The organism is Patescibacteria group bacterium (assembly GCA_041665345.1).
Taxonomy (GTDB): domain Bacteria; phylum Patescibacteriota; class Patescibacteriia; order PEXW01; family PEXW01; genus JBAYJA01.
This window is the reverse complement of the sequence record JBAYJA010000002.1, coordinates 32,169-54,918: the sequence shown is the minus strand read 5'-3', so window position 1 is coordinate 54,918 and position 22,750 is coordinate 32,169. Positions and strand designations below refer to the sequence as shown.

At 53.4% G+C, this 22,750-nt stretch carries 32 protein-coding genes and 1 tRNA gene; 6 read left to right on the top strand and 27 right to left on the bottom strand.

Annotated features, from left to right (window positions below; genetic code table 11):
* Position 1 precedes the first annotated feature (1 nt).
* The 18 genes from rplX to WCV85_03855 form a co-directional block, all read right to left on the bottom strand.
* Positions 2-316, bottom strand: coding sequence for a 50S ribosomal protein L24 (gene rplX / locus WCV85_03940; protein ID MFA6474005.1), 315 nt, complete (start codon positions 314-316; stop codon positions 2-4).
* Positions 317-320: 4 nt separating this feature from the next.
* Entirely contained in the window at positions 321-692 is a 372-nt protein-coding gene (gene rplN, locus WCV85_03935; protein ID MFA6474004.1) for a 50S ribosomal protein L14, read from the bottom strand.
* Between the two features lie 6 nt (positions 693-698).
* On the bottom strand, positions 699-959 hold the full coding sequence (gene rpsQ / locus WCV85_03930) for a 30S ribosomal protein S17 (protein ID MFA6474003.1): 261 nt from the start codon (positions 957-959) through the stop codon (positions 699-701).
* A 6-nt stretch (positions 960-965) separates the two neighbouring features.
* Positions 966-1,172: a 50S ribosomal protein L29 gene (gene rpmC / locus WCV85_03925; GenBank protein ID MFA6474002.1), complete on the bottom strand. Its 207-nt coding sequence runs from the start codon at positions 1,170-1,172 to the stop codon at positions 966-968.
* 6 nt (positions 1,173-1,178) lie between these two features.
* The gene (gene rplP, locus WCV85_03920) at positions 1,179-1,595 is read right to left on the bottom strand and encodes a 50S ribosomal protein L16 (protein ID MFA6474001.1); all 417 of its coding nucleotides are present in this window, start codon (positions 1,593-1,595) and stop codon (positions 1,179-1,181) included.
* An 8-nt stretch (positions 1,596-1,603) separates the two neighbouring features.
* Complete coding sequence (gene rpsC, locus WCV85_03915) at positions 1,604-2,266, bottom strand: 30S ribosomal protein S3 (protein ID MFA6474000.1); 663 nt, start codon at positions 2,264-2,266, stop codon at positions 1,604-1,606.
* Positions 2,267-2,270: 4 nt separating this feature from the next.
* Positions 2,271-2,735, bottom strand: coding sequence for a 50S ribosomal protein L22 (rplV, locus tag WCV85_03910; protein ID MFA6473999.1), 465 nt, complete (start codon positions 2,733-2,735; stop codon positions 2,271-2,273).
* A 9-nt stretch (positions 2,736-2,744) separates the two neighbouring features.
* A complete protein-coding gene (rpsS, locus tag WCV85_03905; GenBank protein ID MFA6473998.1) occupies positions 2,745-3,074 on the bottom strand; it encodes a 30S ribosomal protein S19 in 330 nt (109 codons plus the stop codon).
* 3 nt (positions 3,075-3,077) lie between these two features.
* Entirely contained in the window at positions 3,078-3,917 is an 840-nt protein-coding gene (gene rplB, locus WCV85_03900; protein ID MFA6473997.1) for a 50S ribosomal protein L2, read from the bottom strand.
* A gap of 4 nt (positions 3,918-3,921) precedes the next feature.
* Positions 3,922-4,365, bottom strand: a complete 444-nt coding sequence (gene rplW / locus WCV85_03895) for a 50S ribosomal protein L23 (GenBank protein MFA6473996.1) — start codon at positions 4,363-4,365, stop codon at positions 3,922-3,924.
* Positions 4,366-4,369: 4 nt separating this feature from the next.
* Positions 4,370-5,041, bottom strand: coding sequence for a 50S ribosomal protein L4 (gene rplD / locus WCV85_03890; GenBank protein MFA6473995.1), 672 nt, complete (start codon positions 5,039-5,041; stop codon positions 4,370-4,372).
* A gap of 5 nt (positions 5,042-5,046) precedes the next feature.
* Entirely contained in the window at positions 5,047-5,655 is a 609-nt protein-coding gene (gene rplC, locus WCV85_03885) for a 50S ribosomal protein L3 (GenBank protein MFA6473994.1), read from the bottom strand.
* 217 nt (positions 5,656-5,872) lie between these two features.
* Positions 5,873-6,232, bottom strand: a complete 360-nt coding sequence (gene rpsJ / locus WCV85_03880; protein MFA6473993.1) for a 30S ribosomal protein S10 — start codon at positions 6,230-6,232, stop codon at positions 5,873-5,875.
* Between the two features lie 76 nt (positions 6,233-6,308).
* Positions 6,309-7,493 carry an elongation factor Tu gene (tuf, locus tag WCV85_03875; protein ID MFA6473992.1) on the bottom strand — a complete coding sequence of 395 codons (1,185 nt, stop codon included), beginning with the start codon at positions 7,491-7,493 and terminating at the stop codon, positions 6,309-6,311.
* Positions 7,494-7,661: 168 nt separating this feature from the next.
* Complete coding sequence (gene fusA, locus WCV85_03870; protein MFA6473991.1) at positions 7,662-9,752, bottom strand: elongation factor G; 2,091 nt, start codon at positions 9,750-9,752, stop codon at positions 7,662-7,664.
* 93 nt (positions 9,753-9,845) lie between these two features.
* Complete coding sequence (gene rpsG / locus WCV85_03865) at positions 9,846-10,310, bottom strand: 30S ribosomal protein S7 (protein MFA6473990.1); 465 nt, start codon at positions 10,308-10,310, stop codon at positions 9,846-9,848.
* A 1-nt stretch (position 10,311) separates the two neighbouring features.
* Entirely contained in the window at positions 10,312-10,725 is a 414-nt protein-coding gene (gene rpsL, locus WCV85_03860; protein ID MFA6473989.1) for a 30S ribosomal protein S12, read from the bottom strand.
* A gap of 125 nt (positions 10,726-10,850) precedes the next feature.
* On the bottom strand, positions 10,851-11,489 hold the full coding sequence (locus WCV85_03855) for a site-2 protease family protein (protein ID MFA6473988.1): 639 nt from the start codon (positions 11,487-11,489) through the stop codon (positions 10,851-10,853).
* A 69-nt stretch (positions 11,490-11,558) separates the two neighbouring features.
* On the opposite strand from WCV85_03855, the gene rpmB reads away from it, so the two are divergent.
* The 3 genes from rpmB to murI all read left to right on the top strand — a co-directional run bounded on the left by rpmB (position 11,559) and on the right by murI (position 13,358).
* Complete coding sequence (gene rpmB / locus WCV85_03850) at positions 11,559-11,768, top strand: 50S ribosomal protein L28 (protein ID MFA6473987.1); 210 nt, start codon at positions 11,559-11,561, stop codon at positions 11,766-11,768.
* Between the two features lie 82 nt (positions 11,769-11,850).
* Entirely contained in the window at positions 11,851-12,615 is a 765-nt protein-coding gene (locus tag WCV85_03845) for a hypothetical protein (GenBank protein MFA6473986.1), read from the top strand.
* Positions 12,615-13,358, top strand: a complete 744-nt coding sequence (gene murI / locus WCV85_03840; GenBank protein ID MFA6473985.1) for a glutamate racemase — start codon at positions 12,615-12,617, stop codon at positions 13,356-13,358. The genes WCV85_03845 and murI overlap by 1 nt, the downstream gene beginning before the upstream one ends.
* A 206-nt stretch (positions 13,359-13,564) precedes the next feature.
* Here murI and WCV85_03835 read toward each other — a convergent pair whose 3' ends face one another.
* Positions 13,565-13,939 (bottom strand): hypothetical protein, encoded by a 375-nt coding sequence (locus WCV85_03835; protein ID MFA6473984.1) that lies wholly within the window; start codon positions 13,937-13,939, stop codon positions 13,565-13,567.
* Between the two features lie 148 nt (positions 13,940-14,087).
* Between WCV85_03835 and WCV85_03830 the strand changes: the two genes are divergently transcribed.
* Together WCV85_03830 and WCV85_03825 are read left to right on the top strand one after the other, a co-directional pair.
* Complete coding sequence (locus WCV85_03830; protein MFA6473983.1) at positions 14,088-14,549, top strand: 8-oxo-dGTP diphosphatase; 462 nt, start codon at positions 14,088-14,090, stop codon at positions 14,547-14,549.
* 4 nt (positions 14,550-14,553) lie between these two features.
* Complete coding sequence (locus tag WCV85_03825; protein MFA6473982.1) at positions 14,554-15,819, top strand: PQQ-dependent sugar dehydrogenase; 1,266 nt, start codon at positions 14,554-14,556, stop codon at positions 15,817-15,819.
* Positions 15,820-15,878: 59 nt separating this feature from the next.
* On the opposite strand, the gene WCV85_03820 is transcribed toward WCV85_03825, so the two are convergent.
* From WCV85_03820 to ligA, 8 genes are all read right to left on the bottom strand, one after another.
* Positions 15,879-16,166, bottom strand: coding sequence for a hypothetical protein (locus tag WCV85_03820; protein ID MFA6473981.1), 288 nt, complete (start codon positions 16,164-16,166; stop codon positions 15,879-15,881).
* A gap of 144 nt (positions 16,167-16,310) precedes the next feature.
* Positions 16,311-16,387: transfer RNA gene (locus WCV85_03815), tRNA-Pro, on the bottom strand.
* A 52-nt stretch (positions 16,388-16,439) separates the two neighbouring features.
* Positions 16,440-17,039: a nucleoside-diphosphate kinase gene (locus WCV85_03810; protein MFA6473980.1), complete on the bottom strand. Its 600-nt coding sequence runs from the start codon at positions 17,037-17,039 to the stop codon at positions 16,440-16,442.
* Between the two features lie 11 nt (positions 17,040-17,050).
* Complete coding sequence (locus tag WCV85_03805) at positions 17,051-17,437, bottom strand: response regulator (GenBank protein ID MFA6473979.1); 387 nt, start codon at positions 17,435-17,437, stop codon at positions 17,051-17,053.
* A gap of 27 nt (positions 17,438-17,464) precedes the next feature.
* Positions 17,465-18,922, bottom strand: a complete 1,458-nt coding sequence (gene gatA / locus WCV85_03800) for an Asp-tRNA(Asn)/Glu-tRNA(Gln) amidotransferase subunit GatA (protein MFA6473978.1) — start codon at positions 18,920-18,922, stop codon at positions 17,465-17,467.
* A gap of 2 nt (positions 18,923-18,924) precedes the next feature.
* Positions 18,925-19,209 carry a hypothetical protein gene (locus tag WCV85_03795; GenBank protein MFA6473977.1) on the bottom strand — a complete coding sequence of 95 codons (285 nt, stop codon included), beginning with the start codon at positions 19,207-19,209 and terminating at the stop codon, positions 18,925-18,927.
* 57 nt (positions 19,210-19,266) lie between these two features.
* Positions 19,267-19,785 (bottom strand): hypothetical protein, encoded by a 519-nt coding sequence (locus WCV85_03790; protein MFA6473976.1) that lies wholly within the window; start codon positions 19,783-19,785, stop codon positions 19,267-19,269.
* Position 19,786: 1 nt separating this feature from the next.
* Positions 19,787-21,790, bottom strand: a complete 2,004-nt coding sequence (gene ligA / locus WCV85_03785) for an NAD-dependent DNA ligase LigA (GenBank protein ID MFA6473975.1) — start codon at positions 21,788-21,790, stop codon at positions 19,787-19,789.
* Between the two features lie 71 nt (positions 21,791-21,861).
* On the opposite strand from ligA, the gene WCV85_03780 reads away from it, so the two are divergent.
* Positions 21,862-22,749 carry a metallophosphoesterase gene (locus tag WCV85_03780; GenBank protein MFA6473974.1) on the top strand — a complete coding sequence of 296 codons (888 nt, stop codon included), beginning with the start codon at positions 21,862-21,864 and terminating at the stop codon, positions 22,747-22,749.
* The last annotated feature ends 1 nt before the right edge of the window (position 22,750 follow it).

Here is a 22,750-nt window from a genome sequence, read left to right as displayed (position 1 = left end):
ATTAGGCACCAAAAGGTTTACCACACTTTGCGCACAAGCGCTGCTTCTTCTTGTCTGTGCCCACGTGCACTTTTGCCCGGCGGGGCTTTCCGCAGGACGCGCACACCAGCATGACGTTGGATTCGTGAAGGGGGGCAAAGAATTCCACTTTCTGTCCCTTGTCGCGGGTCTGCTTGCTGCGGATGTGGCGCGTGCGCTTGTTCAAACCATCCACAACCACCAGGGCGCGCTCAGGAAAGACCTGCAGGACTTTGCCCTGCTTGCCGCGGTTGCGTCCGCTCACTACTTGTACCTGGTCGCCAGTCTTGAGTCGCATACAATTACAGAACTTCAGGAGCGAGAGAAATGAGTTTGCTGTAGCCCATGGCCTTCAATTCGCGAGCCACGGGTCCAAAGATACGGGTGCCTTTGGGCTCTTTGGACTTTGGGTCAACAATCACCGCAGCGTTGTCATCGAAGCGAATGTAGGAGCCGTCCACGCGACGGTACTCTTTCCGCTGGCGCACAATGACGGCGTGGTACATTTCACTCTTCTTCACGGCGGCATGCGGCACCGCAGCTTTCACCACGACCTTCACAATGTCGCCAATCTGCCCGTAGCGCTTTTTGTAGCCATTGAGCACAGTGATCACCTGCAAGTCGCGGGCGCCAGTGTTGTCGGCAGAAACGAGTTTTGAGCGAAGTTGTACCATAGGAGCTTACGCGGTGGGGGTGAGCACGCGCCACCGAACGGTCTTGGAGTACGGCCGACATTCCACAAACTGCACTTTGGTTCCCACGGGGAAAGTCCCCTGCTCTGCGTGCACGTGGTACTTCTTGCTCACGCGGTAGCGCTTGCCGTACTTGGGGTGCACCAGAATGCGGTCAACCCGAACCACAATGGTTTTGGTCATCGCATTTGCGGTGACAACCCCACTGAAGGATCGAGGCACGCGGGTTTTGGGAGTTGCAGTTTCCATACGAAATTAGACTTTAGACGGAGTGTGCGGCTTGCGGAGGAGCGTGAGAATGCGCGCAATCATCTGCCGGACTTCCCGGACTTCCCGCACATCCTTGTGGCTGTCTTGCGCCACCCGGAAACGGAGGTCGCGCACGCGCTCGCGTGCTTCAGCCAGGTGCAGGCGAAGTTCTTCGGCGGTTTTGTTCTTCAGTTCTTTGAGTGTGAGGTGCATAGGACTCTACAGGGTTTCGGCCTTGGTGACAAACCTCGTCTTCACGGCCAGCTTGTACGCCGCCAATTGCATGGCGCGCCGCGCGACACTTTCAGCAACGCCATCCAGTTCAAACATCACCGTGCCGGGTTTGATAATGGCTACGTAGTGATCAACTGGGCCTTTGCCGCCACCCATGCGAATTTCTGAGCCTTTGAGGGTCACGGGCTTGTCGGGGAAGATGCGGATCCACACTTTGCCACCGCGTTGCAGCAAGCGAGTCATGGCACGGCGGGCAGCTTCAATCTGCCGCGCGCTAATCCATCCTGACTCCAAAGCTTTCAAACCAAAGGCGCCGAAACTCACGCGGAGTTTTTGCGTGGCATTCCCGCGGATGTGCCCGCGGTGGTGCTTTCGGTGTTTGACCTTCTTGGGAGTAAGCATAGAAATAGTTACTTGACCTCGGGTGGAGTGCCGTCCTTCTTGGCGAACACGTCGCCGCGGTACAGCCAGACTTTTACGCCCACGGCACCGTAGGTGGTGAAAGCAGCGCCGCGACCAAAGTCAATGTCAGCACGAAGGGTTTGCAAAGGGAGTTTGCCCCAGCTGAGCGCTTCCGTGCGGGCAATGTCTGAGCCATTCAAGCGGCCGGCAACCATCACTTTCACCCCTTGGCCACCAGCTTTCTTCACCTGCTCAATAGACTGTTTGAGGATGCGGCGGAAAGGCAAACGGCGCTCAATTTGCTCAATCATGTTCTGCGCCACCAACTGCGCGACCAGTGCTGGGTTTGCTACTTCCTGAATGTTCAGACGGAACTTCATCTTGGGTGGGAAGTAGGAAGCCAACTGCTTCTTCAAATCTTCCACTCCCGCTCCCCCGCGACCAATGACAATGCCAGGTTTCGCCGTCGCGATCGTTACGGTAATGGCATTCCCAGAGCGCTCAATTTCCACGCGGGAAACAGCAGCCGCCTTCAACTTCTTGCGGATGAAGGACTTTACCTTCACATCCTCTTGGAGCTGGCTGCGGAAACCACGCACGGAGAACCACTTGGAGCTCCATTCCGTGGTGATGCCGAGGCGAAACGCGGTTGGGTGAACTTTCTGTCCCATACAATTAGCTTTTTGCCGCTGGGGCTTTAGGGGTGACGGACGCAGGCTGTTTCTCGGCCTTTGCTTTTGCCACAGGGGTGACGACGGGGATATCACGATGCGCAACGGAAAGCGTGATGTGCGATGCATGCTTCAGAATCAAGGCAGCGCGACCCATTGCGCGGGGGCGGTAGCGTTCCAAGCGAGGTGCCATGTCAGCCGTAATTTTTGCAATGTGCAAGCCTTCCACTTTCTCCCCGGCTTGTTTGGCATTGGCAACGGCCGAGTCCAGGAGTTTCCGCAGCGGACCTGTGCTGCCTTTGGCCAAATGGGTGAGAATATTCTGCGCTTCAAGCACGGCTTTGCCCCGAATCAGGTTAGCCACCAACCGCACTTTCCGCGAGGAAATGCGCAAGTGCCGCAGTGTGGCCGAGTACAGCTCGGGCGCCACGACGGCTGGCTTCTTCACTTTTTTGGGAGCAGTTGCCATAGGTATGCCTTACTTCTTCGCTGGAGCTGGTGCAGCAGCGGGCTTGGTTGCAGCGGCTGCAGCCATTTCGTTCTCCTTCTGCATCTTTCCGCCGTGACGGACAAATTTCTTGGTTGGTGAGAACTCACCCAGGCGGTGACCCACCATGTTCTCCGTAGCATTCACCGTTACGTGGACGCGACCATTGTGCACGCCAAAGCTGAAACCCACCATTTCCGGTGTAATGACGGAATCGCGGGACCAGGTTTTGATGATCGTCTTATCACCTTGGCGAAGCTTACCAACTTTCTTCAAGAGCTTCGGGTGGGTGAATGGACCTTTTTTAAGCGAGCGGGACATAGGTTAACGGTTCTTTCGAGGTTTGAGAATGAATCGGTCGGAGAACTTGCCCTTCTTCCGGGTGCGAACGCCCAAGGCGGGTTTGCCCCACGGCGTCTTGGGGTGCTTCAGACCAATTGGTTGGTTACCTTCACCACCACCGTGTGGGTGATCCACCGGGTTCATGGCTTTCCCACGAACCGACGGACGGAAACCCAGGTGGCGCGTGCGGCCAGCTTTGCCCAAGCGCACATTGCCATGGTCAATGTTAGACACCTGACCAATGGACGCACGCGCATGTGCAGCAATCATTCGCACTTCTCCAGATGGAAGTTTCACCTGCGCCATGCCCGCGTCTACGGACATGAGGGTTGCCGATGAACCAGCCGAGCGGACAATCCGACCCCCACGGCCAGGTTGCAATTCCACGCTGTGCACCATGGTGCCAGCAGGAATATCTTGCAACGGCATCCGATTTCCTGGATCAAGTTCGACACGCTTGCTGGCACTCAGGATCTGCATGCCAGGCTTCAGACCAGTTGGGGCAATGATGTAGCGCTTCTCACCATCCGGGTACACCAGCAGCGCAATGTACGCAGTGCGATTTGGATCGTACTGAATGCTGTCGACTTTGGCTGGAATGTCCAGACGCTCTTGCAAGCTGTCCAAATCGCGCAGCATGCGCTTGGCCCCACCCCCGCGGTGCCGGGTGGTGATTTTCCCCTGGTTGTTGCGGCCGGCGTTGCGTTTCCGGATGGACAGCAGGGACTTCTCGGGTTTGCCCTTGGTCACCTCTTTGTTCCACGGCGACACACTGGCAAAGCGGCGAGATGGACTGGTTGGTTTGTAGGAGGTAATGGCCATACACTTACTCGCTGATGTTCAAATGCTTGTCGGCCGGCACCGAGACAATGGCTTTCTTCCACTCTTTCTGGCTGCCTTGCATCCGACCAAACCGAACGGCTTTCCCGTGCACCACCTGCGTGCGCACCATGGTTGGCCGAACGCCGTACGCCGCGTGAATGGCCTGCGCGATTTCCACTTTGGACGCCCGCTTGGCGACGGCAAACGTGTACTGGTGGATTTGCTGCAAGCGAGTGGCTTTTTCGGTGATCAACGGACGGAGGAGGACACGGTACGCGTGGCGGGTGTCACTCTTCAGGACGCGCGCTTCAGCCTTCACGGGCTTTGTCGTTTCTTTTGCCTCAGCCTTTTTCTCCTTAGGCGCATCCGAAGTTTTCACCACATTCGTGGGTTTCTTCTCTTGGCCAACGGCCTCGTGCTTTTTTCGGAATTTATCAAGCAGGCTCATAGAATTACGCCTTGGCTGCAGCGGCGAAGAAAGTTTTGCGAATCACTGGCAAGCTATCCACGCTGAGGACAACACGATGTGCGCGCAGGACGTCGTAGACATTCAGGCTGTCGGAACGAAGCACGGTGATTTCCGGGTGGTTCCGCGTCGCCCGAACAATGACTGCGGAGTGTGCAGCAGGAACCAGCAGGGCACGCCGTCGTGCGGAAAGCTTGGTCAACAGCGTGTGGACGCTCTTGGTCTTTCCATCCGTTGGCATACCTTCCACCAGAATGACGTGCTTAGCCGCAACTTGGGCAGACAGCGCCATGGCCAGTGCCTTCCGCTTGGCTTTCACGTTGATCTTCTTGGTGTGGTTTGCTCCCGTACGTGGGCCAAAGGTGACACCACCCCCGCGCCACTGTGGGTTGCGAATCGAACCCGTGCGTGCGCGGCCAGTCCCCTTCTGCTTCCAGGGCTTCTTCCCACCACCCCGCACTTCGCCTTTGGTCTTGGTGTGCGCCAGTCCCAACCGCTGGTTAGCCAAGTGCGCTTCCACCACGTCGTGCAGTAAACCCGTGTCTGGCTTGACGCCAAAAATGTCTGCGTCCAACGCCAACGTCTTCTGCTTTTCGCCAGTCACGGAAAACACATCCAGGGTCAACTTTTCGGGAGTGGGAGTTTTCGTCGCGGGCATACAGGTTACGCAGTTTTCCGGATCAGCACCAAACTACCCCGGCTTCCGGGAATGGCGCCAGAAATTGCCAGCAAATTTTTGTCAGCCAGCACTTCCACAACTTTCAGGTGTTTGACCGTGGTTTTCTCCCCGCCCATGCGGCCAGCCATGCGCAAGCCCTTCATCACGTGCTGGGGGAAGGTTGCACCAATAGACCCTGGGGCGCGCAAGTTGTCTTTATGGCCGTGGCTCGCCGGACCCCCACGGAAGTGGTGCCGCCGCACGACGCCTTGGAAGCCTTTGCCTTTGGAGGTACCGCTCACTTCCACGGTATCACCAGGGGTAAAGACTGAAGCATCAACTTTCGTTCCCCGATCCAAACCTTTTGCATCCTCCACCCAAAATTCTCGCAACCACTGGCTGGGTGCCAAATCTTTCAAATGGCCAGTGCGTGCCTTTGACATGTGCTTCGCTTTGCCAAAACCAAGCTGGATGGCCGTGTAGCCATCTTTTTCTTGGGTTTTCACCTGGGTGACCACGCACGGACCTGCTTCCAGCAAGGTCACGGGCACAACGTCACCGTTGTCGGCGAACCGTTGGGACATCCCAATCTTTTTGGCGAGAATGAAGCTCATAGTTACAGGTAAAGAAAAATCTGGCGGTCATACTGCCAGATGGACTGATTCGCCTTTGGCGAACACAGACTATCGGCAAATCGTTATCCAGGGCTTCGCGCAACCAGTACAAGTCTTCTTGGCCCCAGAACCTATTAGCCTAACGATGGGCACACTTGGTACCCTCTGCGCACGGGGTGACATTCGTCATCGCGTGGGCGCAGGGCACTGCAGCTTCCTACATTTTAATTTCCACGTCAACCCCGGCCGGTAAGTTCAAATTCATGAGCGCATCCACGGTCTTGGCTGTAGGGTCAACGATATCCAGTAAACGCTTGTGGGTTCGCATTTCGTACTGCTCGCGGGAATTCTTATGCACGAAGGCGGAGCGAATGACGGTGAAGCGATTCTTCTCCGTGGGCAACGGCACTGGTCCGCGCACGCTCGCACCCGTCCGTTTCACGGTTTCTATAATCGTGTGAATGGACTGGTCAATGATCTTGTGATCATACCCACGAATGCGGATGCGAATCCGCTGGTGGGATTCTTCCTCGGGGGCAAGCACAGTCTGGGGAATGGCGGGTTCAGGCGTTGGCATGGATGGGAAACGTGCAGAAAGAACGGAGAGAGAAACCCCCGCCCCCCGCCAGAGGCGGAGGACGGGGGAAGAAAGTTTACTTCAAAATCTTGGTAATGACACCGGCACCGACCGTGTGGCCACCTTCGCGAATGGCGAAGCGTTGCTTCTCTTCCAAAGCCACCGGGGAGACGAGTTTCACCACGAATTTCAGCTGGTCGCCAGGCATCACCATTTCCGTACCTTCGGGCAACATGATTTCACCGGTGACGTCTGTGGTGCGGAGGTAGAACTGTGGCTTGTACCCTTTCATGAATGGGGTATGGCGGCCACCTTCTTCCTTGGTGAGAATCAGACACTCTGCTTCAAATTCCGTGTGAGGGGTGATGGTGCCGGGCTTGGCAATGACCTGCCCGCGTTCCACTTCGTCCTTCTTGGTACCGCGGAGGAGCAAACCGGCGTTGTCACCAGCTTGACCTTGATCCAGGGACTTGTTGAACATTTCAATGCCAGTCACCACGGTCTTCTGCGTGGCGCGGAGGCCAACCAGTTCCACTTCGTCGTTCACTTTGATGACCCCGCGTTCGATACGACCCGTGACCACTGTGCCACGGCCTTCGATGGAGAAGACGTCTTCGGCAGGCATGAGGAATGGCTTGTCCAAATCGCGCGCTGGATCAGGAATGTACTCGTCCAACGTTTTGACCAATTGGAGGATAGATTCCTGGCTGGCCTTGTCCCCTTCCAGGGCTTTCAAAGCTGAACCACGGATGATTGGGGTGGTATCCCCTGGGAATTCGTACTTCTTCAGCAAGTCGCGGATTTCCACTTCCACCAGGTCAATGAGTTCCGCGTCAGACACCATGTCAACTTTGTTGAGGAAAACGACGATGTAGGGCACGCCAACCTGTCGAGCCAAGAGAATGTGCTCGCGGGTCTGGGGCATGGGACCGTCAGCAGCAGAAACCACCAGAATTGCGCCGTCCATCTGGGCTGCGCCGGTGATCATGTTCTTCACGTAGTCCGCGTGGCCTGGGCAGTCCACGTGCGCGTAGTGGCGCTTCTCGGATTCGTACTCAACGTGTGCGGTGGCAATGGTAATACCACGTGCCTTTTCTTCAGGCGCGTTATCAATTTGGTCAACCCCTTTTTGCTGAGCCATCATCCCGTTGTCCGCAAGGGTCTTCAGGATTGCCGCAGTGAGGGTGGTCTTTCCATGGTCAACGTGGCCAATGGTTCCCACGTTCACATGGAGCTTCGATCGGTCAAATTTGTCTGCCATGGTCGTTACGGTTAGCGAAGTAAAATAGTGAGAAAAAGTAACTACGGCTGAGCCTGCAGGCAAACCTGCAGGTGCAGGAGCGAGTATAGCAGGGGTTCGCAAATGGCGCAAGTCTTCACCCCTGAAACGCCATTCCAACACATCTACTGAATCGTGTCAACTTTCTGGCTACACTCGGGTGGTTTCTCCAGCGGCTTTGGCAATCAGCTCGGCTGCAATGTTCTTTGGTACTTCGGCGTAGTGGGAGAATTCCATGCTGTACGAGGCTCGGCCTTGGGTCATGGAGCGCAAGCTGGTGGCATAGCCAAACATCGCTGCCAGCGGTACTTCTGCATCAATCACGCGCATAGAGCCACGATCGCGCATTTCCTTAATTTGCGCGCGTTTGGAGTTCAAATCACCCATCACGTCACCCATGTTCGCTTCTGGGGTAACCACTTCTACTTTCATGATTGGTTCCAAAATCACGGGGGTAGCCTTCTTCACAGCAGTCTGGACAGCCATGGAACCCGCAATTTTAAAGGCGATTTCGGAGGAGTCCACATCGTGGTAGCTACCGTCATAGACCGTTGCTTTTACGTCTACCATGGGGTACCCGGCAATGACGCCGCGCTCCAATGCTTCGTGGATCCCTTTGTTAATGGGCTGAATGTACTCGCGGGGAATAGCACCACCCGTCACTTCGTCAATGAATTCGTAGCCTTTCCCCTTCTCATTGGGTTCAACTTTGACCCAGCAGTGGCCGTACTGCCCGCGACCGCCAGTTTGGCGAATGTACTTCCCTTCACCTTCGGCCGTGCCTTTGATGGTTTCCTTGTACGCTACCTGAGGCTTACCTACGTTGGCCTCCACTTTGAATTCCCGCTTCATGCGGTCAACGATAATATCCAAGTGCAATTCGCCCATACCGGAGATGATGGTTTGGTTGGTTTCTTCGTTGAATTTGACGCGGAAGGTTGGGTCTTCTTCTGCCAAACGTTGAATAGCCGTGCCCATTTTCTCCTGGTCAGCTTTGGTCTTGGGTTCAATGGCCAGGTCAATGACCGGCGTGGGAAAGACAATGCTCTCCAAAACCAATGGATGGTCTGGGTCGCAAATGGTTTGGCCAGTGAATGTGCTCTTCATGCCCACCGCAGCGGCAATGTCGCCGGCGTACACTTCGTTCACATCTTCCCGGTGGTTGGCATGTAAACGGACAATGCGGCCGATGCGCTCTTGGTTACCCGTGCTGGTATTCAGCACGTAGGAACCGGCTTTGAGCATGCCAGAGTACACCCGGAAGAACGCGAGTTTGCCCACAAACGGGTCAGCCGCAATTTTGAAAACGAGACCAGCAAAAGGCTTGGTGTCATCAGGTGGGCATGCAACCGGCTCGTCTGTCTTTGGATGTTTCCCAACGACCGGTGGCACGTCCAGCGGATTCGGCAGGAAGTCAATGACTGCATCCAGCAGCGCTTGAACACCTTTGTTCTTCAAAGCAGAGCCGCACAGCACTGGCACCAGTTTATTCGCAATGCAGGCCTTTCGGAGGGTAGCCTTCAGGGCATCAATCTCAGGCTCCTTCCCTTCCAAATACTGGCTCAGCAAGGTTTCATCTTGCTCCACAATGGCTTCAATGAGGCTGTGGCGGTACTCTTCCACTTTTTCCTTCATGTCTGCCGGCACATCCGTTTCTTCAATGTCTTTCCCTAAATCGTCCTTGGAAATGTAGGCCTTGCGGGTAAACAGGTCGATGAGACCCGTAAACGTCTCTGCCGCGCCAATGGGCAGCTGCAGTGGATGAGCATTCGTGGTCAAACGTTCGTGGATGCTCTTCAGATCGTAGTAGAAATCCGCGCCCATGCGGTCCATCTTGTTGATAAAGCAAATGCGGGGCACGCCAAACTTTTCAGCCTGGTGCCAGACGGTTTCGGATTGGGATTCCACACCCGCTACGCCGTCAAAAACCACCACACCACCATCCAGCACGCGCAAAGATCGCTGCACTTCCACGGTGAAGTCAATGTGGCCTGGGGTATCAATCAGGTTGATGCGCTTGTTCTTCCAAAAGCAGGTAGTTGCGGCGGCGGTAATGGTAATCCCGCGCTCTTTCTCCTGTTCCATCCAGTCCATTTCCGCTGCGCCTTCGTGCACTTCACCAATCTTGTGCTTCTTGCCGGTGTAGAAAAGCACACGCTCGGAAACCGTGGTTTTTCCCGCGTCAATGTGGGCAATAATGCCAATGTTACGGGTATCTTCTAAGGAGTATTCTCTAGGCATACTGGGTTTGAAAAATCGCTAGTTATAGAAACCGCGGCACACGCGGCCGCAGGAAAAAGTCGATTGCCACAGTTGAGCGAAAATTCGCTTTTCTTATGCAAAGTGAGCGAAAGCACGGTTGGCCTCTGCCATGCGGTGCACGTCCATTTTCTTCTTCACCGCATCACCTTCATTGGCCAAGGCAGACAGCAATTCTGCAGCCAATTTCTGCGCCATGGGTTTCCCCTTCTTATTCCGCGCTGCGTCCAGCAACCAACGGTAGGCCAGTGCCATCCGACGATCACCGCGGACTTCCATGGGGACTTGGTAGTTTGCACCACCCACGCGCTTGGCTTTCACTTCCACCACCGGCGCCACGTTGCGGATGGCTAGATCAAAGCTCTCCATTTCTGGTTTACCCGTCTTCTCTTTCACAATGGCCAAAGCACCGTAGACAATTTTCTGTGCCACGGTCTTCTTGCCACGCTGCATGACGTAGTTGATAAATTTTGCCAAAGGAATGCTCTGGAAGAGCGGATCTGGGGCAATGACACGACGGGGTGCTTGTTTTCCGCGCATATTACTTGGCTTTTACACCGTAGAGACTGCGACCTTGCTTGCGATTGGCAACACCTTGGGTGTCGTAGACTCCGCGAACAATGTGGTACCGCACACCTGGCAAGTCTTTCACCCGGCCGCCACGAATGAGGACAATGGAGTGCTCTTGCAAATTATGGCCAATCCCCGGAATGTACGCTGTGACTTCCATACCGTTGGACAGCCGAACACGCGCAATCTTGCGGAGTGCGGAGTTTGGCTTCTTGGGGGTGGTCGTGGTCACTTTCACGCACACACCACGCTTAAACGGGCTACCTTCCGGCAATTCATGTCGGTGGCGCTTCAAAGCGTTCAGCACCGGCTGGAGGGCCGGAGTCTTTGATTTCTTCAGGTTTGTATGTCGTCCCAGGCGGACGAGCTGGTTGACCGTTGGCATGAGAAAAAAATGTAGCTAGTGAGAAAGCGCCTCGCTCATCCGTGGGCGGGGAACCGCGACCTCAGAACAGGGCTGAGCGTACCATGAGAAGTCAGGTACGTCAAGGCGAAGTGTGCAGCCCTACGTTAGTCGAGACCCTTCAGAATCAAACTGAACATAAAATCGGTCACTGCGCCAAAAATCCGACTAAGGAATGGCTGACCCAATAATACCACGGCGAGGAGGATAATAAACCCGTATTTATTGAGGTTTTCGATGATATAGTCAAACCGGGATGGGAGCAATTGCAGGAGTTTTGACCCATCCAATGGCGGCACAGGCAGCAGGTTGAAGAGCATGAGCACCACGTTGAACTGCACGCACAGGATGAGAAAAGTGATGAGTAAGTTGTCTGATGGTAAGCTTGAAAACTGCAGTACCAACCGGAGTACCAAGCCAAAAACTACAACCCCCAGGAGGTTGGACGCAGGGCCGGCAAGTGAAACGAGGGCTGGACCCCAGCGTTTGGCTTTAAGGTTGTACGGATTGAATGGCACCGGCTTGCCCCAGCCAAAACCCACCAAAATGAGGGCGATGAACCCAACGGGGTCAACGTGCGCTATGGGATTGAGCGTGACCCGGCCTTCCAACTGGGCGGTAGAGTCCCCTTGCAGCCAAGCCACCAGGGCATGGCTAAATTCATGCACGGTAATGGCCAAAATAATGGCCAAAACCCAAGCAACGGCTTCTAACGGATTCGTGGTGAGGAGGTGGAGGAAGGGCATACGGTCATGGACTTGCCTGAGCGAAAAAGACATGGTAGGCTTCCCGGCACAGCACCCAGCATACCTTATATGGCACGTAATTGCACCATTTGCGGCAAAGGGAGTCTGAAGGCGAATAGCCGGAGCCACTCCAACATTGCTACCATCCGCCGGCAGCATGTCAACCTCCAAACCCTTTTCCTCAAAGGAAAGCGGGTGATGGCGTGTACGTCGTGCGTTCGAACAAATGCGAAGCAAGTGACCCAGGCTGCAGCCAAGGCTGCTGTACCAACGAAGTAGCAATTTGCATGTTGATTGATTAGACCACCAATAGGTGGTTTTTTGGCTTTTCTTTTAATACCAGCGGTGCTACTTTTGAAATATGGGGAAAAAGGAATTCATTTATAAAATAATTATTGGAAATGAGTTTGGTTCTGAGCTCTATTATAATGAATTTTGCAACAAATTTTTAAGAAAGAAAAAACCTAAACCTAAGGAAATTGTTCTTGGTGCCTTATTTTTTTCAATTTTTTTTGAATATTACATTACTGAAATTATCAATCAAGCAATAATACTTTTCAATCATGATGTCACTTTGCAAAGGGAATGGGCTAACAGGATTATTAGGGACTTTCCTTGGAAAAAATTAGAATTTTTTCAGAAGAATTTTCAAGATAATTTCTCAAAAACTATTATTGGTGCAGCAATTAAACTTTCAAAAGAAATTTACCCAGTTAGGAATACTGTAATTCACGGTTATCACTTGAGCTGGATAAAATTTCATAAGGAGGAAATTGAATTCCTTCATAATAAAAAAATATCGAGAAAAGAAATTATTAAATTCCACACAATTTTTTATAGAATTTTTTATCTGATGCCAGGTGTTATAAATGAAATTCAAAATGCTAAATTAGATCAAGAAGAATTTCATGCATGGAAAATGATGTATGCTCGTGATCTTGAAAATAAATACCATCATATATTAACAAAAAATAAAATTAACTATATTAACTTCCACTTAAGGGGAGCAAAGTCTGTTAGTTTCTTTAGATCATTACAAGAATACGCCAAATCTCCGGTAGTAAAGAATTCCTATGGAGGCGCTACGCGTTTTGGGTACCGAATTAAATCAAAGAAAAAAAATTGATGAGTACTTACATTGGCATATTCGACTCTGGCCTTGGAGGCTTGCATGTCCTACAACAAATTGTGAAAAAGTTACCCAGGTATGACTACCTGGCGTATTCGGATACTGCCAATCTCCCTTACGGCACCAAGTCGCCGGCACAAATCTACAAACTCGTCACAAAAGCCCTACACTATCTCTTCGAGCACGATTGCGCTCTGGTAATCTTGGCATGCAACACCGCCTCAGCCCAAGCCTTACGAAAAATCCAAAAGCAGTGGCTCCCCAAACACTTCCCTGACCGGCGCGTGTTGGGAATTGTCATTCCAACCATCGAACACGTAGAGAAGCACAAAGGGAAACATATTGGTATCTTAGCGACACCCAGTACCATTCGGTCAAAAGTTTTTCAAACGGAAATCAAAACTCGGTTTCCTGGAACACAGGTTACGGGAATTCCAACATTCAAACTTGTCCTCGCGGTTGAATCTAAAAAACCGAAATTCATTCAGTCAACGCTACAAACACTGCAGCAAAAGTTTTCTGGTATCGACATCCTGATCTTAGCCTGCACCCACTTTGGAATTATTGCGAAACAAATACAGCGAGTCATTCCACCGGGTGTTAAGGTAATTGTTCCGGCAAATGCACTGCCAGCGCAACTTGCTGCATACCTGAAACGCCACCCAGAAATTGAAAGGAGACTATCTAAGAACAGAAAGCGGACTTTTGTGCGGACGAAAAAAGAAAAGCCGCGAGTATAGTTGTTGGGCTTAGTATACAAGGAGCAACTAGTATGACGCTCCCCCAACACTCGCGGCAGCCGTATCCAACGTCACTCCTGATGGAGAAGTAGGAAGGGTGGCCATTCCTCACTACGGATATGTCCAGGATAGCTCGATTTGATGTACTGTCAAATAGAAAAACCACGACTTTGCAATCGTGGTTTGTAAATTCTTTGCGTACAACATCAAGCCTTGAAGTACGCCATGATAAGACCGTTATTACACTTAAGGTGCGTCACAACATCGAATTCGACACCGAGGGGTTCCCAGGCAGCTATCACTGGTTCGAGCATTACCATAGCTTTCCGCCGGTACTCGTCGATTTGATCTTCGGTCAGTTCCATTCCAACCCCCTCAAACATCCAGAATTCGCACTCACGATTCCACACAAGGTTGGAAGTTTTGTCCCAATCCCCATACTTCTCCTGAAGTAATTCTGGCAATGCCGCGGTTAGGCTTGCACGAATTTTTTCGCAATGGTCATCGAGCTTTGAACGTAGCTGACGAGACTGTTCCATCGACAAACTATCGATCGCCGCTAGGATTGATTGAAGGTCCATTTTTCCTCCTTTAGGAATTTCTGTTTTTCTGAATACATCAACCTAGCAAACGAGTTACTTACAGTCAATAGGAACCCGCTTTACCAACGCGCCAGCTCGCTAACTCGAAAACTGGCCAACTCGCTATTCTCTCCACTATACTTCCCCCATGACCGAAAAACACCTCACGCTTGTGATTGTGTACGATGATCAGCGCATTCTGCTGGGTATGAAGAAACGCGGGTTTGGGGAAGGTCGGTGGAACGGCTTTGGGGGCAAAGTGCACGAAGGCGAAACGATTGAAGCAGCAGCAAAGCGAGAACTGGAAGAAGAAGCTGGGATTACGTCAGACAACCTCATGGCACGCGGCGTACTCCGTTTTTCATTTGTGGAAAAGCCGGATGAAACCCTGGTCGTCCACCTCTTTAGTACTACGCAATTTTCTGGCGAGGCTACTGAGTCTGAAGAAATGCGGCCACTGTGGTTTTTGCATGCCGCTGTCCCCTACGCGGACATGTGGCCAGACGATATCTTCTGGCTCCCCTTGCTTTTGGAAGGAAAAAATATTCACGGTACATTCCACTTCAAAGACCGGGACACTATCCTGAAAAAGGAAATTCAAGTACAGTAAGCACATGCCACGCCGCCTGGCAGTTGTCACCATTATCATCGTTCTTGCCCTTGGCCTCACTGCCCTGGGGGTGTTTGCGTACCGGAATTTTCGCGGGGCTGGCCCAGCTGTGCAACCCGCACCGCAGGACATTGTGGACCTGCTGGAAAACGCCAACACCCAACCCACGAATACTCAGGCAACGAACACCACACCAACCGCAAATGCAAATGTTTCTACCCAAGTCTCGCACAACGCAACGGGTTTCCCTCTCACCTTACCTGCAGGTTTTTCCATTAGCGTTTTTGCCAAACTGCTGGTGGGAGCCCGGGACATCGCCCAAGATGCCGAAGGAAACTTGTGGGTGAGTCAGCTAACCCAAGGGACAGTGACAAAACTCACGGTGGTGGATGGAAAGGTGACGGAGAAAACGACTCCCTTCCGAAATCTCAGCAACCCCCACGGCTTGGTGCTAGATCCGGACGATGCGAACCTACTCTACATTGCCGAGGAGCGCCGCATTAGCAAAGCACGATTGAACAGCGATGCGCCGCTGGAAAAACTCGTAGACCTCCCTGATGGGAACAACCATAATCGCCGTACCTTAGCCATTGGCTCGGACAAGCGGCTGTACGTGAGCATTGGTTCCAGCTGCAATGTCTGCAATGAGTCAAACCAACAAAATGCAACGGTCTACTCCCTGAACCGCGATGGATCTGACTTCAAGGTTTTTGCCACAGGCTTGCGTAATGCAGCGTTTTTGGCTTTTCGACCAGCGGATGGAAAGCTCTGGGCAACGGAAAACGGCCGCGACCTGCTGGGTGACAATCTCCCACCAGATGAAGTGAATATTCTGGAAGCCGGCAAATTCTACGGCTGGCCATTTTGCTACGGCAACAATGTGGCAGACCTGAACTTCAGCCGGAATGCGGCCACACGCTGCGCTACTGCCGTTCCTGCACATATCAACCTGCAAGCACACTCTGCCCCACTTGGTCTGGCCTTTATCCCAGATACCGAAGCCTGGCCAGCAGACATGCGTGGTGATCTGCTGGTTGCCTACCACGGTTCGTGGAACCGCACCCAACCCACGGGGTACAAAGTGGTGCGGATTGATATCACTGCTGACGGATCAGCTGGTGACACGCATGACTTCATTTCTGGGTGGCTCACGGCAGACGGCGCCTTGGGCAGACCCGTGGATGTGCTACCGACAGCGGATGGCCGATTGTACATTACCGATGATAAAGCCGCGGTGGTGTACCTGGTAACTACCCCGTCGGCAAAGTAACTTGTCGAAAGAAAAACACCTCATCATAGAGAAGAGGTGTTTTTCATATTCAGCGGTCTTCAAGAAAAAATACGTTTCTTATTCACTGCAACCCCTTTATCATGCAATTCATCAACAAGGTTGTGCAGGTGACGATCTGTATTCGTCAAATCGAGAACTGCTACTTTAATAGTAACAACATCATCAGAAACACTTTGAAGGCCGTTTTCTAGCCTATCAAGGCTCACATTTTGCTGAGACTGGCTCTGATTGAAGTGTTCAATAATTTCACGGGTATTCTGACGCATAGTCGCGTACAAACCCTTAGTAAAACTGGTAAATTCTTGTTTGGTTAGATATTCGGACATAAATATAGCGGAGTACGAGGTTTCGCCGCTTGTCAGAACCTGAATATAGCATATCCGTTGAACAGGACAATCAACTTTCCACGTCAAAGAAACCCGTACCAATGAACGGAGGAAATCTTAATTCCGGGCGTAGCTCCGCACCAGTGGTCGGGGTAGCCGGACTTGAACCGGCGACCTCTTGCACCCCATGCAAGCGCGCTAGCCAACTGCGCTATACCCCGGCCACTGAAGCGGAAAACTGTTGTTTCTTACTACGTACAAAGCTCGCTTCCCCTAGAACTGCATGTCCTCTTCCATCCGCTTGTAGCCGTGGATCTCTTCTGGGGTGAACCAGTTTCCCAGTTCATTTGCTGCCTCTTCTGGGGTTTCTGAAGCGTGGACCAGATTGTGCACCGAGCGCTTCTCCTTGTTCGCAGCGGCAGCAGAGTCAACCGAGTAGTCGCCACGAATGGTGCCCATGTCTGCCATGTAGGGCATGGTCACCCCGCAAATCTTTCGGACCATGTCCACGGCGTGCACACCCTGAACCACCATCTTCACCACGGGTCCACTGGTCATGAAGTCCAGCAACCACCCGCGCACCATTTTGCCAATCGCCAGGAGATCCGTTGTTCCAAGCTCACCCTGAAGGTCGTAGCCGTACTTCTCGTAGGTTTTGGCGGTCTTCTCCCCCACGCGGGTTAACCATGCATCGTCATTTGGGTAGTGCTTGTGCATTTCATCCTTGGTTGCCCAAATCATTTTTAAACCAATCACTTTCAAATTGCGCTGCTCAAACCGACGGATAATCTCCCCAGTCAACCCACGCTTCACACCGTCGGGTTTCACCAGCACCAGCGTTCGCTCTTCTTTGGGGTGTACTGCTTTCGTCATAAAAAATGCAATTATTGCGTAGCGAGAACGGCGCGCACTTTGTCCACAATGGCGGCCGGGGTGAAATTCGTTTTAATGAAATAGTCGGTTGCTCCGTACTGGCGGCCTTTCTGCACATCTTCTTCCTGGCCCAGGTTGGTGAGCATGATGATGGGCAGAGTAGCGTACTTTGGTTCCTTGCGCAGTGCCTGCAGCACTTGAAAACCGTCAAGCTTGGGCATGATGATATCCAGCAGAACAACCTGCGGGGTGACGGTCTTGAGGAGATCCAGACCAGCCTGACCATCGGCGGCGTGGTGCAGGTCAAAACCTTCCTTGGTGAATTTCGCCGTGTACATTTCTGCAATCAGCGGGTCATCTTCAATGAGCACAACGGTGGGTTTTTGGTTCGTAGCCATACTCAATGGATAGCAGAGCGCTGCGTTTCACGCAAGCGGGGCGGCGAGATTTGCATAGGTTAATTCCCGTTCTAAAGCGGCAGCCGCCTGAAATACCAGGTCTTCCCGGAAGCTGGGGCCAATGAACTGCCCACCCACAGGCATTTTTTTGGCAAACCCAATGGGTTGTGAGAGCGCAGGCACATTCGCTATGTTGGCCGGCACGGTGAAAATGTCTGACAGGTACATAGTGAGCGGGTCATCAAACTTCTCCCCCAGCCGGAACGCGACCGACGGGGACGTGGGACCAAAGAGCACATCCACATCTTTGAACGCTTGCACGAACTCCGCAGCAATTCCCCGCTGCAACTCCAGCGCACGCTTGTAGTACCGGTCAGCATAGCCAGCGGACAGGGTGTAGGTACCCAAGAGAATACGCCGTTGCGCTTCATCACCAAACCCTTGGGAGCGCTCAACCATACTGGTCTGCCAGTAGTTGCCCGTGCGCGCCTGCCCGGTGCCGCCGTACCGAACCCCATCGTACCGCCCAAGGTTGGAAGAGACTTCGCTGGACACAATGAGGTAGTACACGGCCAAACTCGCCCGGGAGAGGGGAAGTGAGATCTTCTTGATGGTTGCGCCGGCTTTCTGCATACAATCAGTTGCTTCGGTAATGCGGGCCACAACTTCTTCGTCCATGCCGGCAATGTCCGTATCCAAAACGCCAATGGTGAGGCCGCGCAAACCTTTGCTCAGCACTGAAGTATCAAACGCAGGCGCCTGCACCGTGGTTGCGTCGAACGGGTCAACCCCTACCAGTGCGGTGTACAGTGAAAACGCATCAGCAACGGTTCTGGCAAATGGCCCAACCTGATCCAATGATGAAGACAGAGCAATGAGTCCGTGCCGTGACACGCGGCCGTAGGTTGGCTTCAAACCAACTGTCCCGCAGAAACTGGCGGGTTGCCGGATGGAACCACCGGTATCTGACCCCAAGGCAACCAGCGCTTGGCTGGCGGCTACTGCTGCGGCTGAACCACCAGAGGAACCGCCGGGCACGCGCGCAGCATCCCAGGGGTTTGTGGTTTTCTGGTAAGCAGAATTTTCCGTTGACGAACCCATGGCAAACTCATCCAAGTTGGTTTTCCCCAGCACCACCGCGCCCGCATCCATAACCCGCTGCACGCTGGTTGCCGTATACGGTGCAATGTACCGTTCCAACATTTTTGAACCCGCTGTGGTGCGCGTCCCGGTAAGGCAAAGGTTATCTTTGACAGCCGTGGGGACACCAAAGAGGCCGCTGGGTTTTTCGCCGTCACGAAGGCGCGCATCCAAAGCCTCTGCCTGCTGAATCGCCTGGCTCCCAAACACTTCCAAATACGCTCCGACGGTTGCACCGTGCCGGTCAATGGCATCCAAGTACGCGCCGGTGACGGCTTCCACGCTCAAATCACCTGCGGTGTAGGCAGCGTGGAGCTCAGGGATGGTAAGGCGACGAGGATCCATAGTTACGCCTTGACGCCCGGAGCAACAATAGAACGCCCTTCCAGCTTTGCCGCTAAGTCCAGCAGCGGCTCAGTGGCCGTTTCCAGAACTGCATCTTTGGCCAGGTCTGCTGCGGCTACTGTCCGTCGCTCCGTTTGCACGGTAAGGCCTTTGCCAACCTCTTGCACCTGATCCACGTACTCCACAATTTTGGAAAGCTGGTCAGCAAATTGCTCCCGAACCCCGGGGGTGAGCTCCAGGCGGGCAAGCTTGGCCAATTTTTCTACTTCTTCAGGGGTGAGTTGCATGGCTAAAGTATAGCATTTCCCATGCGTGTAGTGCGTCGCATACACATTACCAAAGAGCTACACGTTGGATTTCCTCCTTCGTTTTCGCACGAAAAAACCAACCCCAAGCAAAGCTACCAACAAAACCCAATTGACCAGCAAGACCCGGCTATCCTGCCAGCTTACCAGGAATGGTGGGTGGTAGCTGGAAAATGGGTAGAAAATTTGCGTGGCATAGTCACCGTCATGCATGGTCATATCCAGGAGGATGTGCAAACCCCAGCCAACTATGGGGAAATACAGTTTGCGAAAAACCAGGGATAAGCCAACGCCAACAATGACCCAGGGCACAAAACTGTGCAGCAGGGTGTACGGCAGCATCCAAACATCTGGGATGTTGTAGTGCGGGATCGCGGCGCTGCACACCCAACCCGGGGTTATCCAGCACAGTTGCCGTAGACCGTCCTGAGAGATGACGTACAGCAACGGCCCGGCCATCCCTAGGTCTGACAGAATGCCCCACAGTGCAGCCACCCAGCGCCACCGCGCGTTGGGGAATAGCGCGGCTGGCCACAAGGCATGGGAAAGGGTGTCCATGCTACCCTAGCAACTTTTGAAAAGCCTGCTCATCAATAACCTTCACCCCCAGGGCTTTCGCTTTTGCCGCCTTGGAGCCTGGATTCTCCCCTACCACCACGAAATCCGTTTTCTTGCTCACGCTGTCTGTCCACTTCCCGCCCGCCTTGCGAATTGCTTCCTTTGCGGCATCGCGGCTGAAATTTTCCAGCGCGCCGGTCACCACAATGCTCTTCCCAGCCAAAGGCCCTGACTGCTTCCCAGCAGCAACCGGAAGAATGCGCACCCGGCTGGCCAGCGCCTGCAGCATTTTCTTGGTTTCTGGATCTTTGAAATACGCATGGATACTCTCAGCCACCACCAAGCCAACATCTGGGACGGCCTGCAGCGTTTCCGCATCAGCTTGCTGCAGCTTTTCCAGCGTGCGGAACTGTTGAGCAAACGCGCGGCTGGTTTGCTCACCCACATGCCTGATGCCCAGGCTGTTGATGAACCGCCAAAGCTCCACTCCTTGGCGCTTGGCCTCAATGCTGGCTATCAGCTTCTTTGCTGAGGTTTCCGCAAAGCGTTCCAGCGGTGCAATGTCTGCTTCAGTCAGTTGGAAAATATCCGCTGGGGTGCGGATCAAATCTGCATTCCATAGGGATTCCAGAATTTTGGGTCCTAGGCCAACAATATCAAACGCAGTCTTAGCGACAAAGTGCTGCAGGTTTTCCATTTGCTGCGCAAAGCACTTCTTGTTGGTGCAGTAGTACGCAACCTCACCGGCGGGATGTAGCACCGCTGCCTTGCAGATTGGACAGCGCTTGGGCATCTGAAACGCTGACGTCCCTTTGGGTCGGAGCGCTGGGAGAACCTGCAGAATGTCAGGAATAATTTCCCCAGCTTTTTGAATAATCACCGTATCCCCAACTCGCACGTTTAAGCGGCGGATTTCGTCCAGGTTATGCAAGGTTGCACGGGAGACGGTGGAACCGGCCACCTGCACGGGTCGGAGATGCGCCACAGGTGTGAGCGCGCCAGTCCTCCCTACTTGTACGGCAATATCTTCCACCACGGTGGTGGCTTGCTCCGCCGGGTACTTGTACGCAATGGCACCGCGAGGGGTTTTCCCCACCACGCCCAGCTGCCGAACCAATGCAAGCGCATTCACGCTGATCACATTCCCATCCATCCAGAACGGGAGCTTGGCTCGAACCTTATCAATATCTTTGTGGTACTGCTCAATTTCTGCCAAAGTGTGGCACAGCCGATTATGCTTACCGCTGGTAAAACCCAGTTCAGCCAGCATTCCGTGCACTTCGGCGTGCGTGCGCAGTCCAATGTCCGTCACCATGTCATATGCCAAGAAGGAGAGTTTCCGGTTGGCGGTTATTTTTGGGTCAAGCTGGCGAACCGCACCGGCCGCGGCATTCCTGGGGTTGGCGTACAGCGGCTGCCCAGCGGCTGCTTGCTGCTTGTTCAGGGTGTCAAACACACTCCGAAGCATGAACACTTCACCGCGGATTTCCATGGTTGCCGGAAGTTTCCTGCTGGTCTGCCGCAGCCGCAAAGGAATGGCGTCAATGGTCTTTGCATTCTGCGTGACGTCTTCTCCCACGCGGCCGTCACCGCGGGTAGCCGCACGGGTGAGCACGCCGTCCTGGTACGTCAAACTCAGTGCCAGCCCATCCACCTTCAGTTCCGCAAAGTACGAAAGCTTCTGCTTTGCTGGCAGTAATTTCCTGATGCGCGTCTCCCAGTCTGCAACTTCTTCCGGGCTAAAGACATCGTTCAAGGAGAGCATGGGAACCACGTGCGGCGCCTTGGTGAACTTGGCCAATGGTTTGCCACCCACCCGCTGGGTCGGCGAATCCGGGGTAAGTAAATCTGGGAACTGCGCTTCCAGGGATTGCAGCTCATGCTTGAGTGAATCAAGCGCGGCATCAGGAATTTCGGACTTGTCCAAGACGTGGTACTGGTACCGGTAGTGGTCAATCTGCTGGCGAAGTTTGGCAACGCGAATTTTGGCTTCGGCTTTAGTCATAGGGGAAAGCTGTAAGCCATAGGCTAGATGCCGTAGGCAAAGACTGCACTTCACGGTATGCTGGGGAAACCATGCATGTAGTATACCGCAGAATCCTCATTGTGCTTGCCTGCGCCAGCCTGGTTGCTCTGGGCATTTTGGCGTGGGGTGCACGGCAACTGACGACAGACAACACACAACAGACAACGATTGATACGCAAAAGCACGATCAAGAGAGCATCATGACCTTTGCCGTGATTGGCGACAATGAAGGTGATAATCCTGCGTACCGGAGTTTGATTACCCAGATTGCGAAAAACAACCAGGTGCAATTCTTGCTACACGTCGGTGATGCAACGGCACATGGAACTGCCCAGGAACACGCTGAGCTGAAAAAGCTGCACCAGGAGCTAGGTCTGACTATCCCTGTCTACGCTGTACCAGGCAACCACGACATCATTGACGACCCTGACCGAAAAAACTGGAACGTAACCTACGGTACACCGTGGCGATCTTTGGATATTGAAAACGTCCACTTGGTGTTGCTGGACAATGCTGAACGGAAAGTAGGTTTTCCTGCTGAGGAGCTGGACTGGCTGGAGCAAGATCTTGCCGCGGTGCAGCCGGACAAAATGACTATCCTTGCCTACCACCGACCATTTGGCTACCCCTTGGCAGACATCCTGGGTGATGATGAAACACGCACCTCCCGCAAGAGCAACGAACGCTTCTTAGAAATCCTGGCCAAGCACGACGTTGCCCAAATTTTCACCGGCCATTTGCACACCAAGATTGATTTTCCGTTGGTGGTGAGCTGGGACAACACCAACAAACCCACGAAGTCCATTCCGATTACGGTGTCTGGGGGCGGCGGTCAGCCAATCCAAAATGCCCTGGGCGGCTTGCTACCCCAGAAGTTTCACGCGTTGGTTGTGTCGGTCAGTAAAAATGCAGTCTCGCTGACAGAACTCACTCCGTAAC